Origin of the sequence: Granulicella pectinivorans (genome assembly GCF_900114625.1) — a bacterium.
Lineage (GTDB): Bacteria > Acidobacteriota > Terriglobia > Terriglobales > Acidobacteriaceae > Edaphobacter > Edaphobacter pectinivorans.
This window is the reverse complement of the sequence record NZ_FOZL01000001.1, coordinates 2,567,636-2,585,464: the sequence shown is the minus strand read 5'-3', so window position 1 is coordinate 2,585,464 and position 17,829 is coordinate 2,567,636. Positions and strand designations below refer to the sequence as shown.

Here is a 17,829-nt window from a genome sequence, read left to right as displayed (position 1 = left end):
CACGCTGACCCCATCCCCGCGCCAGCGGAGCGTCTCCTGAGTTCATTGCCCACAAAGCCCCGCAGATGGCGCGCACCCGTGCGCCTCGCCGGCCTTCGCCAAGCGTGGATCCTCGCCAACCAAGGATGCTTTATCTGTACCGGTAGAGCTTTACCTTTTGAATGGAGGGCCCATCGGCCGCAAATCGCAGACCGCTTCCGGACTGGTTCGTCGCAGCCGCCTCGGCGAGTTTATAGTTCAGCAGCACGTCATCCCCGTTCAGCCACCGGCCCGGCATCCACACTCCCTCCGCGTAGTGTCCAGCATGAACCTGTGCCAATCCTGCAATCGGCGGACCCGGCGTGTTGGGTGAGAACGTGATCTCGACATTGCTGCCCGCGATGACGTATTCCTCCGGCCCAGTCGCGATGACCATCGCGTAGGCCGGTGCCGCTTCCGCGGTCGTGGAAGCCACCGCCGCCGACCGTCGATTCTGAACCGCACTGACCGTGACGCTGTACTGCCCCACATTGAGGGACCGGTTCAGCTCCCCAGCGTTCAGGACGACCGCACCGATCGATCCAGTCCCCTGGTGCTTGAGAATCAGCGGCGCAAGCTGCCCCAGCACGTCATACCCCTTGGCCAAAGGAAGACTCTGCACATCGACCGAGCCGCCTTGCTCCGGATCCGCAGACGCCGCCATCAGGCGCGACACGCTATCGATCCCAAAGGGAGAGTATCCGATCGCGTCGTGTTGGCCGATCGCATAGAACGCATTGGCTACGCCGGAAGTGTCGCCACGCGACTCCGGCACAAACAACGGATTGCCATTCTGGTGGAACCGGGCCACCCACTCCGCGAAGTTCGGAAGGTAGATGTCGGGCGCGTTGATGTCGATGTCGGGCCCACCGGCACGCCATATGTCCAGCACATCCGGCTCCGGGCATCCGCTCGGATAGTCTCCCGGCCCGCGGTCCTCCGGCTGCACGATCCACGTATTCGTAAACACCGGGACGGGATACTCTGCCTTCCCTGCCTTCGTCACCTGGTTCATGTAGCGCGCATAGTTCCACGCCATGAAGATCTCATCCGCCATGCCACTTCCGAAGACTTCGCTCCAGGTCCCATCCGTCTTATCGCCGTTCGCGTCCCACGCCTTCTTCAACGCCGGCCGCAGAGTCGCCACATGCATCCGCAGAGAGTCCATCAGTTGCTTTGGCACCGCTCTGGCAAATGCTTCGTTCGCGGCCGGACTCCGGTCGCGCGAATCTCCCAGAACGCCCACTTCGTTTTCGACCTGGATCATGATCACGGTATGCTTCTCCGCGTCCACCTCGCGCAGATGATGCATGAAGGCCCGATACGCATTGGAATCCGCCTTCAGGTTCTCCGCACTCAGCGTCGAAAGTACCTCGATCGACCTTCCGGACCCCAGCTCCGCCCGCGGAAATCGCCTCTGGTCCGCTTTCACCCAAGCCGGCGCGAAGCTGGACAACCCATTCTTCCAACTCCCGAACCAGACAAAGATCACCTTCAGGTTCTGCGCCCGCGCGCCAGCCAGCAGATCGTCCACCAGCGCATAGTCGTACTTCCCCTCTTCAGGCTCAAACTGCGCCCAAGACATCCCCGTCAGCACCGTGTTCAAGTGCATCCTGGCCAGTCGCGGCCACACCGGTTTCATATACTCCATGCTCGACGACGCCGTGTTCGCGAGTTCCCCGCCCAGCACCAGGTAGGGTTGTCCATCGACGATCAACTGCGTCGCCGCCCCGTGCTTCTCCAGATGCGCCATGGTCTGCGCACTCGCAGTGCCCGCCCCCAGGAAAACCATCAGGAGCATCCGGCCTGCGCGACGCATCGCTTGCATACTCATGAACACCCTCCCCGGCTCCGCTACTTTCCGTACGGCTTCTCCAACTCGAACAACGGACTCCGAGGCAGATCGAACGTCGCCACGCTATCCGGATGCGCCGGATCGAAAGCCGGAATCCCCGCCTTCAGATACGCCGCCAGCGGCATCTTCTGGTCGCGCATGCTCTGGACCACGGCCCGCGCCAGTTCGTACGCGCCATAGGAGTTGAAGTGCGTGTCATCCTTCAGCTCCGTGGTCTGCCCCGGAAACGTGTTGGCCGGATAATGCACGAACGCCTTGATCGTCCCATCCTGCCCCATCGCCTCATACAGCGTCTTGCTCATGGCATTCAAATCGATCAGCGGCAGCTTACGTTCCTCGGCAAACGCGCGCGTCGCCTGCGGATAGCCCCCCAGGGAATCCGTAATGTGCCCCTCCGCGTCGAACGTGCGCCGGTTCATCGCCGTCACGAGAATCGGATGCGCGCCCTTGGCCGTCACCGCATCCACATACTTCGCCAGCGAACCTTGGAAGTCCGTCGTCTCCGGAGATCCATTCTTCTGGTCGTTGTGCGCAAACTGGATGATCAGGTAGTCGCCCTTCTTGATCGTCGACATGATCTTGTCGAAGCGGCGCTCCCCGGTAAAGCTGCGAATCGTCTCTCCCGACTCCGCCTCATTCGCAATCACCACCCTCGGCCCGAAGAAGACCGGCAACATCTGTCCCCATGCCGCCCAGGGTTCTTTGTCCTGGTCGACCATCGTCGAATCCCCGGCCATATACACCGTCGGCACATCGCCGATCGGCCTCACCGCGATCGACCGCACGCTCGGGTGTTCGCCATTGAACTCAAGCGTCAGCTTCTCATCCCAGTCCAGCGCACCAATCTCGCGCGGCTTCAGCCGCACCTTCGCGCCCACGCCGCTTCCCCCGGCAATATCTGCCGTGCGGACATTCACATTGAACACCTCGGTCGCGGAAGCGCCCGCCGCCAAAGACCTCTTATCGACGAAGAGCCTCCGGGATTCCGCCCTTACCGTCGTCGTCGAGCGCGCGCCGGAACCCAGCACCACGGTCACCTGGTAGTTGCCATCGGGAACCGCGACCGAAAAAAAGAAGGCATGATCGCTCGCGCAGGCACCTCCGGCGAACTGATCCGGAGAGGCCACCAGATCGAACCCGAAGGCCGGTCTGCCCGTCGCATCGCTCTCCGCCGGAGCGGTGTACCTCTTCTCCGCGCTGAGCGAAATCGCCCCCTTGGCCTGCTTCCCGCACGTAAACTCGATCGCCTTCTGCGCTGAAGCCGATACACACACACCGCACAGCAGCAGCATCGTCCACCCGTATTTCCTCTGTCGCATCTTGATCTTCCCCATTTCCTTATCTTCCCCAGCCCCGCCGGGAGCCGTGCTGCTCGCACCGCACATCCTACAGCGATGCATCTATTATGAGGAATTATTTTCGTATTGATCATTCCCCACCGCCGCACCGTCCCTCCGATCAGCAGGAAAGCAGCAGCCGCCCCCATGCCCAACAGCTGGCCGGTCCAACCGGGGCTGATCCCAGCGGACAAAATCCATCCGGCAGAAGTATACTCAGCATGCTCCAAAGGAGGAACATATTCTCAAAAGAAACCTCCCCGGCATTCCCTCGCTCCCGTTTTCGCCAACGAACCCAGCCATCAACCGCTCCATAGACTGACGCCATCGAAAGGGCCCGGCGGTGCATACCAACTCTCTGTTCCGTGCGACCCTCGTCGCGTCCGTTGTTCTCGGCAGTCTCTGTGCCGTCGCGCAGACCGGTCAGGCCACCGCCATCACCGCAACCGCCGGGCTGCAGCCCAATCTCACCGGCAACATCGACAGGCCGCTGCGGTATCGACCGCAGGACCGCGACTTCGTCATCGAGGATGGCATCGAGTTCTTCAACCGGTCGCTCTATGGCGGCAACACCGCCTTTCGGGTCGATGGAGGCGACAAGCCCGAGTTCACCCTCTACCTTCCAGGCCGTGGCGGCAACCTCCGCCTTGGCATCGCGATCGCAGGCAAGACGCTCTGGCTCAAGGACGCCCGGCATATCGTCACCCGTTATCGTCCCGGCGAACTCCTCTACACCATCGCCGACCCCATCCTCGGCCCTGACGCCCGCATCACCCTTGAGGTCCTCGCTTACGCCGCGACCGAAGGCCTGATCGTCCGCGCGCAGGCCCAGCACCTCGCCGGCGGGGCCGAGCTCCTTTGGGCCTACGGTGGCGTCAACGGACAACGAGGGTCACGCGATGGCGATATCGGCACCGAGCGCGTACCGATCTCACATTACTTTCAGTTGCAACCCGCCTTCGCCGAAGGCAACACCTTCACGTTCACCGGCCAGGGCTTCACGCTCCACAGCGAGCACGCCGACATCGCCGGCATCACGCCCGCCGGCACCCAGCAGCATCTGGCGGATGCAGCCAGTTGGAACGACCTGCCTGCGCTCCTCGCCGCGACCACCACCGCCTCCACCCACCCCATTGTCGTCGGTCGTGCCCCCTTCGCATCGGACAAGCCTTTGCTGCTCTCCCTCCAACGTCTCACCGGCGCCACGCAGTCGCAGGATCTCAGCATCTACCGCGAGGTCACCGCGCCCGTTGCCGGCAGCGCGCCGAAACGCCAGCCGCTCCCTCTGCCGCCCGCCTTCGAGCGCGACCGTCTTCCCGGCCTTTTCACGACGACGGAAAGCCACTTCGCGGCCTTGCGGGACAAGGTCAGGATCGAGACCCCCGATCCTTATCTCGATACCGCCATGGCAGCGCTCAACGTGGTCGCCGACGCCCTCTGGGACGATGACGCGCACGCCATCATGCACGGAGCCATTGCCTGGCGGACCAAGCTCCTTGGCTGGCGCGGCCCCTACGCCCTCGACGACCTCGGCTGGCACGACCGGGCCCGCGAGAACTTCGAGACATGGGTTCCCAACCAGAACCGCAAGCCGATCCCTGCGGTCATTCCAGGCCCTGACCCCAAAGCCAACATGGCGCGCAACGAGCCCGGCCTCCACTCCAACGGCGACCTCTCCAACTCGCACTACGACATGAACATGGTCTTCATCGACGCCCTCGTACGGCATCTGCTCTGGACCGGCGACCGCGACTACGCTCGACAAGTGTGGCCTGTGCTCGAACGTCATCTCGCCTGGGAGCGACGCCTCTTCCGCCGCGAGTATGGACCGGACAAGCTGCCGCTCTACGAGGCCTACGCCAGCATCTGGGCCAGCGACGACCTCTACTACAACGGTGGGGGCACCGCCTACGGCTCTGCCTACAACGTGTACGCCAACCGTACGGCCGCCCGTATCGCCGTCCTCGCCGGTGTCGACCCCAGACCGTACACGGAGGAGGCAGACCGCATCCTCCAGGCCATGCACACCTTGCTCTGGATGCCCGAGGCCCGCACCTTCGCCGAGTACAAGGACCTCACCGGCAACCAACTCCTCCATGCCGACTACGGTCTCTGGAACTTTTACCACACGGTCGACGAAGAGGCGGTAACTCCGCGCGAAGCGTGGTCCATGGGCTCTGCGCTTCTCGGAAAATGGAAGCGAATCCCCGTGCAGGGCCCGGGCGTCCCCGACGACGCGCGTTATCACGTCCTGTCCGAGACCGATTGGATGCCTTACTCCTGGTCCATCAACAACGTCGTCCTCGACGAAAACATGAACACCGCGCTCGCCCTCTGGGAAGGAGGACACAGCCAGGACGCCTTTGTCATCGCCAAGGGCGGTCTGCTCGCCAGCATGTACATGGGCCTGTCCCCCGGAAATGTCGGCACCATGAACCTGTACGACGCCTATCGAAGGGAGAGCCAGCGCGACTTCGGCGACAGCGCCGGCACTATCTCGCGAGCGATCGTCGAAGGTCTCTTCGGCATCCACCCCGATGCACTCGACGGTTCCCTCACCATTACGCCCGGCTTCCCCACCCAATGGAACCACGCAAGCATCACGCACCCCGACCTTAGCGTCAGCTTCCTTCGTAAAGAAAAAGCCGACACCTGGGACGTCACGCAAAACGCAGCGGGCCGCTTCAACAAACTCACCCTCCGCATCCCTGCCGCCTTCACCGGGGTGGCCAGCCTCAAGATCAATGGAGTTGCAGCGCACTGGACCTCAGACCCTGAAGCCGCGGGCCGTCCACTCCTGGTCGTGCAGACCACGCTCACGTCAGCCGCACATATCGAGATCGAGTGGTCCGGCACCGAGCTGCATCCGGATGACACGACCGCCAAACCCGGCGCACGCAACGGCGACTTCCACCGCATGGCCCTCGGCTCCTTCACCTGGTGGGCACCCGAACCCATCCCACCCATCCAACCATCCACCCCGCCCATACCCTTCGACTGGCACGCCCTACGCACCGCGTCGGCTTACGAGACCGTGGACCTCACCGGCCATTTCAACGATCGCGTCTCCGCCATCTTTGCCAAAGGCAAGTACCTGTCGCCCCGAGCACAGGGCGTCAGCCTCGAACAGCCCTGGCAGGGCGTCGGAGCCTGGGCCGGGCACCTTAACACCCTGCCGGTCATCGACGACTCCGGCCTGCGCGCCACCGCCGCCAGCCACGGAGACAGGCTCACGATGCCCGATGGCATCTCGTTCGCAACCCCATCCGCACCCGAAGCCCGCAACATCGTCTTTACATCCCAATGGGAGAACTATCCCCACGCGGTCACGTTCCCCCTCGGCGGAAGGGCAAGCCACGCCTTCTTCCTTATGGCGGGTTCGACCAGCTTCATGCAAAGCCGCATGGACAACGGTGAGATTGTCATCCGCTATACCGATGGGACTTCAACGCGTCTCGCCCTGCGCAACCCCGAAACATGGTGGCCCATCGAGCAGGACTACTTCATCGACGACTTTCAGTTCCCGCTCGAAGCGCCACTTCCTCCGCGTGTCGATCTCAGGACAGGCCAGATTCGTCTGCTCGACCTCGCCACCTTCAAGGGTCAGGGCCGCGAAGTTGCGGGCGGAGCAGCCACCGTACTCGACCTCCCCCTGGACCCCAACCGGCAACTCAAAGATCTTACCCTCCGCACCCTCTCCAACGACTCCGTCATCGGCCTCATGAGCCTGACGCTCGAACGCCCCGGACGAACCACACGCTGAGAACAAGAGACCCTCCGTTCACCACACGCTGTCCAGCTTTTCCATCCATTCGCCCACGTTCTGCACCACCAAAAAGTCTCTGGTGAAACATGGGGAATTTCGCATCGCCAACCCGGAACACCTTTAGAAAACCATGCATGCACCGACCCGGGTTCTACCTCACTTTTGATCCACCCTTTCGGGTGAGAGAGATGCATGTGCCTGCGTGATATATTCTGTCTCGTAGTTGGCTCAATCTGTCTCCTGTTTTCCGGCAGAGAAGCGTGAGGTTACCATGTCTCCAAAAAAGATCAGAATTCTCTGTGTCGACGATCACCCCATCGTGCGGGACGGCATTGCCTATGCCCTGCTGCAGCAGAGCGATATGGAGCTCGTGGGAGAGGCGACCAATGGAAACGAAGCCATTGAAGCCTTTCGAAAATATAGACCCGACGTAACCTTGATGGATCTACAGATGCCGGGGATGAACGGGATCGAGGCCACCGCAGAGATTCGGAAGGAGTTTCCGCAGGCTCGCATCGTGATTCTGACGACCTACTCGGGCGATATTCAGGCTTCGCGCGCACTGAAGCTTGGGGCAGTGGGGTATCTGTTGAAAGGAATGTTGCGCACGGAACTGATCGATACGATCCGGCAGGCGTATGCGGGGCAGCGGCACATTCCGATGCAGATCGCCTCGGAGATCGCGAATCACTATAGCGCGGATAGACTCTCGGAACGCGAGACACAGGTGCTGCGCGAGGTAGCTGCGGGCTCTTCCAACAAGATCGTCGCGGACAAGCTCTTCATTACGGAAGATACGGTGAAGGGGCATATGAAGAGCATCCTCGCCAAGCTTCAGGCGAATGACCGGACCCATGCGGTCATGATTGCAATCAAGCGCGGCTTTATCGAGGGGTAAGGTTCCGCATATACCCGATGTAGTCATGGATTTCCCCTTCGCAAGGGGCATCCCCACTTGAAGTCTCAAGGGCCATACTCATGGAGTCGTGACGAACGACGCATCCGAGTTCGCTTAAGGAGATGTCTATGTTTCATCAGATGCTTCATTCCATGCTGGCGGCAGCCGCAAGCATGGCGATGGTCGTTCTGCCCTCCGCACCTCTGCTGGTACGGAGACGGCCAGCTTCACTTGCTGCCCAGGATATCGGGATCAGAGTCCAGCCCGGTCGCCGTGCGGCGAAACTGTAAGAGGCGTTGCCACCATACGAAGCGCTTGTTCGAGTAAAGATAGGCTCTTCTGGCGGGTACGCGCACCTCGATCTCGGTTCCGCGTCCCTTGGCACTCCATATCTGCAGCTTGCCTTCGATCGTCGCAGCGCGCTCTCGCATCCCGATGAGCCCCCAATGTCCAGTGCGCTGACCGCTGGCGAGCACAAGCGGAGGAAGACCGATGCCCGTGTCGCAGCATTTCATCAGAAGCTCGGAGCCATCATAGGTGAGGATGACCTCGGCGCTTGTGGCCCTGGCATGAAGGACAGTGTTGGTTAGCGCTTCACTGGCGATGCGGTAGAGCTCTTCCTGGGCGATTCCGTTGAGAGATTGCCGCTGGCCGTTCTCGACGATCTGGAAGGTCATGCTCTGTTCGATCTCCAATTCCTGGGCGCGCCTGGCGATGAGACTGACGAGATCGGTCCGCTCCGCCACGTCGTAGCGCAAGGATTCAACCTGGCTACGGGTCTCCTGATAGACGGAATCGGCGCGCACGAGAGCAGCCTCCAGGGATTGTCGCGCGGGGGTGTCTTCCGCAAGAGTCTGGGCTGCAAAGTGGAAGCGCAGCATCAGACCATGGACCGACTGCAGCAACGTATCGTGCAGGGCGCGCGCGATCCGCAGACGTTCGTCCGAGCGCTCTTTCAAACGATCTTTAAGGAGGTTCGTGAGGTACTGCACACGAAGAAGATAGATGAGATAGAGGAACATGAGAACGACAAGTATCGCAAGCAGATAGAACCAGACGGTCTGATAGAAGGCAGGCGTGATGGTGAAGACAAGCGGCGTGGAAAGCTCTTGCCACGGGGCCGTTCCATTCCAGGCACGCACACGAAAACGATACTTCCCCGGCCTGAGATGGGTGTAGAACGCCTGTCGGCGATTGCCGACTTCACGCCAGACCTTGTCTTCGCCCTCGAGCATGTACTGATAGGTCACTTTCTCCGGCGAGGAAAGATCAATTCCGATGTAGTCGATCTCGAGTTCTTTTAGCGAGTTGGCGCTTGTCGTGATCGAGGTGGATGAATGCTCGCGATCGATGATCGATACCCCATTCATGGAGACGTTCTGCAAGGACAAGGCGGGAACAGACTTGCGCACGGAGAGAGCTTCAGAATCCAACGAGTAGACCGCACCCGACATCGAAAACCACAGCAGTCCTTCCTTGTCCTCCACTGCCGATGGAGTGGGCTTGATCTGGGTTGCGGTCCCCTCGACGCCTTGTCGATCGTCAAGCAAATCGTATTCGAGTGACTTCTGGCCGATAGATAACTTATCCAGCTCCGACGCAACAATGCGAACAATGCCAACGCTTGTGTTCAGCCAAAGACTCTTGTACCGATCCTCTACAATTCCCGAGATGCCTCGCAGAGGGGCGTCTCCACTGAGAGAGACGCGCTGGAAGGCTCCGTGATCGAGGTAAGCGAGTCCGTTTGCTCCCGCGGCCCAGAGCCTATCGCGGAATACCGCAAATGTAAGAATATTGCCAAGATCTGCGCTTTGCTGCGGGGTAAGCGCGTGAACGCCATGTTCATCCCGCATGAGGATGCGTCCATCGGGATAGCCGAGCCAGACATGACGTTCTTTGTCGCGGAAGACCGTGAGTGGATGTTCTGACGGCAGGCTCGCATCCTGGACCCGTTTCCACTGGCCATCAAAACGCCACAAACCAAATTCGTCGAAAGAAACAAGCACTGCACCGTCGTAGTCCAAACCTATGCTTTGCGCCGGCACGCGATGCACCTCTTCCGGGACAGGGATGCGGGACATCTTGCCGCGATCGTATACAGTGAGCGTGTCGAAGAGCGGATCTACAAGCCAAACACGTCCTTGATCGTCACATACTATCGGGCTCGATCCGATCTCGCGTCCGGTCGCAGAAAGGGTGTCGCCAGATGCGTGAACGAGGGGATGCGCCAGCATGGCGATCCACACACCACTGTGCGCATCGGCGGCCAGAGCCGGATAGTATTCGACGCGAGTATTGCGAAGAGACTTCAACGGCGACGCATGAAAGCGGTCAAGCCCGCGCGAGGTGCCGACCCAGATGTCACCATCGCGGTCACGCAGGATCGAGTTTGTTTGTTCCGATGTGAGGTCGCTCTCTGCGACGAGTGGTCCGGAAGGCTTATGATTCCTCGCGGCCTGAAAGTGCGATACACCTCGATAGTCCTGGGCCATCCACATGCTCCCGGAGGGCTCAATCAAGGTGCGTGTGTAGCTCGGCACCAAAATCTTCTTCTCGGAGGACGTGGGGTCGAGAGGACGAATGACGCGCCAGCCGTCACTTAGCCATATCTCGCCGTCTGGCATCTCGGCCAGGTCCACGACGATGAAGGTCTTGGTTGGGTAGAGGACGAATGTTTGATGGCCGGGACGAAGAACGAAGAGCTTGTGACGTGCCGAAGTCCAGATGTTGCCGCGACTATCGAAGAAGAGACTCCAAAGCGGCTCATCCGGCAGACCGTGCTCCTTACCGAAGTCCACCCAGCGATCGCCACGCAGAAGGAGTAGCTTGTTATCTGCAATCGCCCATACTGAGCGGTCACCCTGCACGACGATCTTGAGGACGGACTTCGGACCGCGCCCGTTGCCCGCGTTGTAATTCGTAAGAACACCGTCGCGCGTAAGATGGCAGATGCCACCGCTGAGACGGAATCCGATCCAGAGCCCGCCCTGCGAATCAGCCGTGAGCGCATCGATGTCGAGAGCTGGAAGGCCTGCTTCCATCCGTGTCATCGGATAGCTTGCGAATTGCAGGCCGTCAAAACGATATAAGCCAAGGGGCGTTCCAAGCCAAAGATATCCGTCGGTCGTCTGAGCCATGGCGGCAATATTGCCTGGCGCTCCATCGCGTCCTGTCCACCTCATGTGGGCTACGACAGGCTTCATCTCGGGAAAGAACGATACAGGTTTGACGCCGGGACCTTGTCCACTCGACACAGTCACTCGCAGGAGGACGAGCAAGAGAATCACGGTGTGGGGCAATTTACGATTCACGTCGCATCCGTCCTTCATCATCGGGTAGCAGGCGGTTGTTTACTTCGGAGCAAAGGGGGCAGCCGCCTTGCCCACTCAATGACTGAAGGTAGCATTCCGGGCCGGGTTGCCGCTCACCCGAAAGGGTTGGTGCACCATTACCCTTCGTGAGCTCCCAAACTGTGTCACGAACATCTAGCCTTGGTCCATGTTAAGTTTTCCGAGAGGACAATCCGGTTTAGGTCTGATGCTCCTCCGCGTGACTGCCTCTGGCTTGCTCGTGGCCACCGCCTGCGACCATCTTTCCCTTGGAGCCGCTAGTTTACTCTCCGTCTCAATCATCATTCTTGCAATCTTTCTTATGCTGGGGCTATTCACCACAGCGGTTGCGCGCCTCTCGGCGATGCTCACCATGACGCTCTCCCTGCTGCCTCGTCAAGAGATACTGGCTGGAAGCATCGTCACGATCTCAGTCTGCATCGCTCTGGCGCTGCTTGGCGCTGGAGCTTATTCCCTCGACGCTCGTCTCTTTGGGCAGCGACGCGTGGTCTGGCCAAACCACTAAGAAACATCACCACGACCCATATAGAAATACAACCCACAACAACACTGAAACCGGAATGCCGCGCGCGACTATCCGGGCTTCAAAGAGCATCGACGCATCCTTCCATGGGTGCCCTTGCTAGCGGCTGACACAGACCCAGTTAAGATAAAAGTCTGCGTTGCAGGGCTACGACCGCGGTCCTTGCCATACGGCGAGTATCCGTCCGCTCACCGTGACTACATCCCATGCATGTCCATTGCTTAGTGGACAGCGCACGTGATCCTTTCTCCCTCATCACACGAACGAGTAGCTGCAAAAGCCCACTTGGGGAGTTACTTGAAATTCTCGCGAGCTTCCATACTCACTTTCATGAAGAGGGGATCGCGTGCCGCATGATCGCGAAGACCGGCAAGGTCCTCTCACTCTGATTTTCACTGTGCCGATAGATCAGGCGCTCCCCGATCACGCAACTTCAACCCATCCAGGAGATTTCAATGAGCACTCTCACCATGAAAGATGGAACGACCATTTACTACAAGGACTGGGGCACCGGTCAGCCTGTTGTCTTTTCGCATGGTTGGCCCCTGAACGCCGACGCTTGGGATGCGCAGATGCTCTTTCTGGGCCAGCTCGGATACCGCGTCATCGCGCATGATCGCCGCAGCCACGGAAGGTCATCGCAGACTTGGGATGGCAACGAGATGGACACATACGCTGACGATCTGGCTGCGTTGTTTGAAGCACTCGATCTGAAGGATGCCATTATGGTGGGCCACTCGACAGGTGGTGGCGAGGTGGTTCGGTATCTTGGACGCCATGGATTGAAGCGAGTTGCAAAGGTCGTTCTGATCAGTGCGGTCACGCCGATCATGGTTAAGTCGGAGTCGAACCCCGAGGGCACGGATATCCAGGCTCTGAATGCGATCCGCATCGGCGTCACGCAGGATCGATCGCAGTTCTTCAAAGATCTCTCGATCCCTTTCTTCGGGTACAACCGTCCCGGGGTGAGGATCTCCGAAGGCGTACGTGAGAACTTCTGGTACCAGGGCATGCAGGGCGGCTTGAAGGGCGAGTATGACTGCATCAAGGCATTCTCGGAGACCGACTTCCGGGACGACCTGAAGAAGATCGATGTGCCAACGCTGGTGATGCATGGCGACGATGACCAGATCGTCCCCTTCCAGGACGCGGGCCTCCTGACAGCGAAGCTGGTGAAGAATGCGACGCTGAAGGTATATCCGGGTTTCCCGCACGGCATGCCCATCCTTCACGCAGACGTCATCAACAAGGACCTTCTCGATTTCATCCAGCGCTAACCGGATGGCGGGTCGTTGTGAAACGACCCGCCACTTGACATCCCCTTCTTCCTGGAGCACGCCATGCTGATTCCCCCCATTTCTTGCGCAGCGAATACCAATCGGCAGCAGTCCAACCGTCATGCCTCCTTTCCCGTATTCGGCCAGGAGATCGTGACGCGCCTGATGGAGTTGGGTGTCGTAGAGATCTTCGAGCCTGGTGCCTTCCTCTTCCTGCGGGGAGCACGCGATGTCGACATGTTTGTAGTCGTCGATGGTGAAATTGAGATCATCGAGAAGATTGGGCAGATGACGGGCAATACCTTCGCAGTACTGGGCCGCGGCCAGTTCACCGGTGAGCTTGACTTGTTGGATAGCCGGCGGACCCTCTTTGACTGCAGAGCGATCACGCGCAGCCGCATCCTCAGGATCAACCGGTCCATGCTGCGCCAGATCATTCGATCCGAGATTGAAATCGCAGACCTCGTCATGCAGGCGTGCATGGGACGCCGGTCCGACATTGTCCGGGATGCCTCGGGTGGCGTAACCCTGATCGGACACAAGCATAGTGCGGATACGATTCGTTTGCTGCGCTTCCTCACGAGAAACGGCCATCCCTACACGATGCTCGATCCGAGTACCAACGCCGATGCCAATTCGCTCATTCACTCTTTCGATTTTCAGCAGGCGCATCTGCCTGTCGTACTTCTAGGAGACCAGACCGTACTGCGCAATCCATCGACCGCGCTCCTCTCCGATGAGCTCGGCCTTACCGATGTAAGCGATCGCACCACTGTCTATGACGTGGCGATCATCGGAGCAGGGCCGGCCGGTCTCGCGGCCGCTGTCTATGCGGCCTCTGAGGGCCTCTCCACAGTCGTCATCGAAGGCAATACACCGGGTGGGCAGGCGGGAACAAGCTCACGCATTGAGAATTATCTTGGATTTCCCACGGGTGTCTCGGGACAGGAGCTTTCGGATCGCTCGCTGGCACAGGCGCAGAAGTTCGGTGCACGCTTTGCGATCTCGCGCGATGTTGTGACGATGAGGCGGGAAAAGAACATATACGCCCTTCATCTGGAGGACGGCGAACCCGTGACGTCCCGTACCGTCGTTATCGCCACGGGTGCCCGCTACCAGAAGCTCAACCTGCCCAACTATGAGCGTTTCGAATACCAAGGCATCCACTATGCGGCTACTGCGATGGAGGCCGGCCTTTGTCTGAATCAGGAGGTCGTGGTGGTGGGCGCGGGTAACTCCGCAGGACAGGCTGCCTTGTTCCTCTCTCAGACCTCGAAGTGTGTGCATCTTCTTATCCGCGGGGAACGCCTGGAGACGACGATGTCGAACTACCTCATTCAACGTATCTTGTCTTCGCGGCGCATCTCTCTTCGGGTCCGGAGTGAGATCGTGCGCATGGATGGGGAGGATTGCCTGCAGGAGGTGACGTGGCGGGACAACGCGATTGGGAAAATAGAGTCAAGGGCGATCTCCAACGTCTTCGTGATGATCGGAGCACGCCCAAGAACGCAGGGCTTTTGCCATGACCTCGCCGTCGATGCAAAGGGCTTCATCATGACCGGAGGCGCTGTCGCCTCGGAGAGTCTCTTCGGCACCAACCTGGAAGCCGTGTTCGCAGTAGGCGATGTGCGCTCCGGATCCGTGAAACGTGTGGCTTCCGCGGTTGGCGAAGGTTCGGTTGTCGTCTCCGATATTCACAAGTACCTTGCCTCCACCAAAAAGGCCGACTCCGCCTACTCCGTCCCGGCAAGGGGTGTCGTCCCGGCCTACATGCCGGCGGTCATGCAAGCTCTGCCCCAGGGATTCTGAGGTCGAGAGAGGAACAATGGCGCAGGCCCGTTCCCGTCTCCGGTCGAACAAGAGCAAAACTCGTCGGCTGGAATCTCCTCGCCCTGGAAGTGGCATGAAGATCAGGGCGCTGATTCGAAGAGAGCCAGCCTCTGCTCAATCTCTTTCCGATCTGGCAGGGACAGATCGCTTGATTGGCTTCGAGCGCAGACCATGAGCGAGAAGAAGTCGAAGGGAGCGTGTTCGAGTACCGTCCGAGCAAAGTCCAAGGGAGCGTCCGGATCAAATGGTAGGCTGCGGACGCGCCGAACCGCGGAGCGCAGGTGCCTGCGAAACCGCGCTCTTCTTGACGGTGGTGCTTCCGCAAGCGCGATCATCACTGCGCTGTCGCGATACATCACAGAAGTGAGCAGAGGCCGCGCAAGGGAGAGCGCGCGCGAAAGACTTCCAGCGCGCACCAAAACCTGGACCGCAAGCATTCGAAGCCGAAGATAACCTGGATAGCTTTCCAGCAATTCGAGAACAGCTGCAACAGCCCCGGACTCGCATGGGCCGCGCTCTTCGAACCTCTGCATTGACTCCATCGCGACGTTTGCCCACGCGTTCGTTCTGGGAAGCGTGGAGTTGTTCATAGAGGCCGGAGCATGGGACAGATACCATGCCGCGTGTCTCTCAAGCGTCGATGCATGACCACCCTGGTTGAGCACATAGGCGTGCAAGCGCACTCGCTCCACTTCCATCGCTGCAGGATCCATGTGGAGCCGCTCCAGCATTGGACCAAGTGCTTGAGGATCCTGAAACCAAAGCGTGTGATTCAGATGTGCGCCGTAGACTGCGGACTTTTGCAGAATCGCTACGACACCGGCGGCGGCGTACTCGAAGAGCTTCACATCCGTTCTTCCTGCATTGAACGCGGTTGCCGCCAAAGGGATAATGCCCGCGTGAAGCGTCTGGAGAAACGCATCGTAGCTTGCAGGCGAGCCAAAGTCTTCGAAGCGAACCTGGGCTGACGGGAGTTCGTCGAAGAGATCGTGCAGCATCTCCAGGTCCCCTTTCAGTGCAAGCTGGATGCCCGGATTAAGGCGCAGAAGATCGCGCAGCACCGGCACCAAGAGTCGAAGATCTTCCCGGTGGGAACGCGTCCCCGCCCAGCCAACGGTGAAACCAGGCGGTTTCTCTGACAGGCGAGCAGGAATCTCGACCAGATTCGGCAACACCTGCGTGCGTTGCGAGACGATCGCGTACTTGCCCTGCAGCGCTGCGGACGAAAACTGAACACCGTCACAACGGGATGCAAGGTGGAAGCATTCGCTCAGAATGAGAGGACTCCGATGCGGAAACTTTCGCCAGGGGGCTGGCGCGCTGAGATCGTCCGCAATCTCGTAAAGAGTCGCTCGGCCGCGCGCCCTGCGCCAGTCGATCACGGCTTCCAATGCCATATCGTGGAGCAGATGGAGGATCAGGACGTCCGCGGCGCAGGCCATGGCTTCCGCGTCGGGATGATTCCAGGGAAGACCGATTGCCTCGAACCTTCCCTCGCGCGTCAGCAACTCACACGGCCGCTCGATACGGTGGAAACGGTTAGCGCGGTCCTCGTTCTCCTTTTCCCAGGGATGCAGATGGACGAGCTTCATCTTCAACCGCCTGCTCCGGATCGACGCCAGAAAACACACGTCTCATTCACCCACTGCATCGGGTCGAGGATGGAGTGGGTTTCCCGGAATTCATCGATGGCCTGGCGGCAGGCGGGAAGTCCGTAGTCGTCGACGATGATGAATCCGCCCGGGCTCACTCGGTGGTACAGACAGTTCAAAGCGTCCATGGTGGAGGAGTATAGATCGGCGTCGAGCCGGAGCAAAGCAAGAGGCCCGATGTGCGCTGCCGGCAGAGTTTCCGCGAAGAGCCCGGGCAGGAACCTTACATTCCGATCGAGCAGTCCGAGGTCGCGAAAGTTATCAGAGACGGTGCGAAGTGGCGCGACCAGGATGGGAAAGTTTTCCTTTGAGAAATCGACGCCATAGCGAATATCCGGTTCGGCCGTGTTGATGGGAAGACCGTCAAAGGTGTCGGCCAACCACACGGAACGGTTTTCCTGCTGGTGAGAAAGTTGGAGCGCGCGCATCATCATGGATGCACCGCCCTGCCACACGCCCGCCTCCAGGAAGTCTCCAGGAATCCCGTCGGCGAAGATCTGTTCCGCGCAGAATTCAATGTTGTCCAAACCTGCGAGTCCGATCAGTGTGCGAGGAAAGCTTCGGTTCGATAAGGCAGGAGAACCAAGGCGGAGTCCCAACGTGCAGGTCGCGTAATCCTCTGCGTCCGTATAGCGCACCTGGACCATCTGCGTGGTGCGCGTTTTCTTGTCATCGCTGAACGTTCCGCCCTCCAGCCGGGAGATCCTGAGGGCGTTCTCGGGATAGACGAGACTCGTAAGCGTCCGTTTCAGCAGATGGAGATAACGATTTCGTTGTCGCTCCGCAACGGTCGGTGGTGGAACGTGCAGGAGGAGGCCAAAGCTCTCCAGCTCAGCCAAGAAACTGAGTGCGCCTTGTCGACACTCCGCTTCACCCACATCGTAACTCGCCAGAAGATGCGCAATGACCTCATCGTGCGAGACAGGATACTCCAGCAGATCCCAGATCTCCTGACCGATACCGTCAAGGTGTAGGGTTCGCGAGTCGCCGCAACGCAAGCAGAAAGAAGAATTATCACGCAAAAGACCGGTCGGCTGTCTGCGCAGATACGTGTCAGTCATTCCTGGAATCCGACCTACCCGCACCGCCCCCTCCACAACGCAAGAGGCTTGTCGAAGACATTCATTGACTGCGAACACCGCTGGCCGCAAGAAACATGCACGCTAGGAGTAAAAGGTAGTGTGATCGTTGGAGTTAAACCGGTTGATCTGTTGGCTAGTTTCAGCGGTTGCGAGGTCTCGCTCCTCAATATGCGGCGTCGACCATGTGCGCTTGCTTCCGGTGAAAGTCTGACCGTCTGTCGATTCAAGGTGATCTGTCTGA

Annotated in this window: 10 protein-coding genes; 5 read left to right on the top strand and 5 right to left on the bottom strand. The window is 59.7% G+C overall.

The genetic code is table 11. The annotated features are described in order from the left end of the window. Positions 1-130 precede the first annotated feature (130 nt). Both BM400_RS10315 and BM400_RS10310 read right to left on the bottom strand, forming a co-directional pair. On the bottom strand, positions 131-1,852 hold the full coding sequence (locus BM400_RS10315; RefSeq protein ID WP_141223871.1) for a GH35 family beta-galactosidase: 1,722 nt from the start codon (positions 1,850-1,852) through the stop codon (positions 131-133). Positions 1,853-1,872: 20 nt separating this feature from the next. Continuing rightward, positions 1,873-3,192 (bottom strand): rhamnogalacturonan acetylesterase, encoded by a 1,320-nt coding sequence (locus BM400_RS10310; protein WP_089841729.1) that lies wholly within the window; start codon positions 3,190-3,192, stop codon positions 1,873-1,875. Between the two features lie 361 nt (positions 3,193-3,553). Here BM400_RS10310 and BM400_RS10305 point away from each other — a divergent pair, with 361 nt between their 5' ends. Next, a complete protein-coding gene (locus BM400_RS10305) occupies positions 3,554-6,973 on the top strand; it encodes a DUF4450 domain-containing protein (RefSeq protein WP_217644102.1) in 3,420 nt (1,139 codons plus the stop codon). A 274-nt stretch (positions 6,974-7,247) separates the two neighbouring features. Next, positions 7,248-7,874, top strand: a complete 627-nt coding sequence (locus BM400_RS10300) for a response regulator transcription factor (protein ID WP_089839048.1) — start codon at positions 7,248-7,250, stop codon at positions 7,872-7,874. A gap of 227 nt (positions 7,875-8,101) precedes the next feature. On the opposite strand, the gene BM400_RS10295 is transcribed toward BM400_RS10300, so the two are convergent. Continuing rightward, positions 8,102-11,011, bottom strand: a complete 2,910-nt coding sequence (locus BM400_RS10295) for a sensor histidine kinase (protein ID WP_175528966.1) — start codon at positions 11,009-11,011, stop codon at positions 8,102-8,104. A 514-nt stretch (positions 11,012-11,525) separates the two neighbouring features. Between BM400_RS10295 and BM400_RS21645 the strand changes: the two genes are divergently transcribed. From BM400_RS21645 to BM400_RS10280, 3 genes are all read left to right on the top strand, one after another. Further along, positions 11,526-11,729, top strand: a complete 204-nt coding sequence (locus BM400_RS21645; RefSeq protein WP_141223870.1) for a hypothetical protein — start codon at positions 11,526-11,528, stop codon at positions 11,727-11,729. A gap of 473 nt (positions 11,730-12,202) precedes the next feature. After that, positions 12,203-13,024, top strand: a complete 822-nt coding sequence (locus BM400_RS10285) for an alpha/beta fold hydrolase (protein WP_089839042.1) — start codon at positions 12,203-12,205, stop codon at positions 13,022-13,024. A gap of 153 nt (positions 13,025-13,177) precedes the next feature. After that, complete coding sequence (locus BM400_RS10280; RefSeq protein WP_217644101.1) at positions 13,178-14,833, top strand: FAD-dependent oxidoreductase; 1,656 nt, start codon at positions 13,178-13,180, stop codon at positions 14,831-14,833. Positions 14,834-14,934: 101 nt separating this feature from the next. Here the strand turns inward: BM400_RS10280 and BM400_RS10275 are convergent, their stop codons facing one another. Together BM400_RS10275 and BM400_RS10270 are read right to left on the bottom strand one after the other, a co-directional pair. Then, entirely contained in the window at positions 14,935-16,452 is a 1,518-nt protein-coding gene (locus BM400_RS10275) for a glycosyltransferase family protein (RefSeq protein WP_141223869.1), read from the bottom strand. Then, complete coding sequence (locus BM400_RS10270; RefSeq protein ID WP_089839036.1) at positions 16,449-17,567, bottom strand: PqqD family peptide modification chaperone; 1,119 nt, start codon at positions 17,565-17,567, stop codon at positions 16,449-16,451. Before BM400_RS10270 ends, BM400_RS10275 begins: the two co-directional genes overlap by 4 nt. Between the last annotated feature and the right edge of the window lie 262 nt (positions 17,568-17,829).

What these genes read in the sequence shown, in the direction of transcription:
- BM400_RS10315 (WP_141223871.1), bottom strand. Translation starts at nt 1,852, where the DNA reads ATGAGTATGCAAGCGATGCGTCGCGCAGGCCGGATGCTCCTGATGGTT.
- BM400_RS10310 (WP_089841729.1), bottom strand. Translation starts at nt 3,192, where the DNA reads ATGCGACAGAGGAAATACGGGTGGACGATGCTGCTGCTGTGCGGTGTG.
- BM400_RS10300 (WP_089839048.1), top strand. Translation starts at nt 7,248, where the DNA reads ATGTCTCCAAAAAAGATCAGAATTCTCTGTGTCGACGATCACCCCATC.
- BM400_RS10295 (WP_175528966.1), bottom strand. Translation starts at nt 11,011, where the DNA reads ATGGCTCAGACGACCGACGGATATCTTTGGCTTGGAACGCCCCTTGGC.
- BM400_RS21645 (WP_141223870.1), top strand. Translation starts at nt 11,526, where the DNA reads ATGCTGGGGCTATTCACCACAGCGGTTGCGCGCCTCTCGGCGATGCTC.
- BM400_RS10285 (WP_089839042.1), top strand. Translation starts at nt 12,203, where the DNA reads ATGAGCACTCTCACCATGAAAGATGGAACGACCATTTACTACAAGGAC.
- BM400_RS10270 (WP_089839036.1), bottom strand. Translation starts at nt 17,567, where the DNA reads ATGACTGACACGTATCTGCGCAGACAGCCGACCGGTCTTTTGCGTGAT.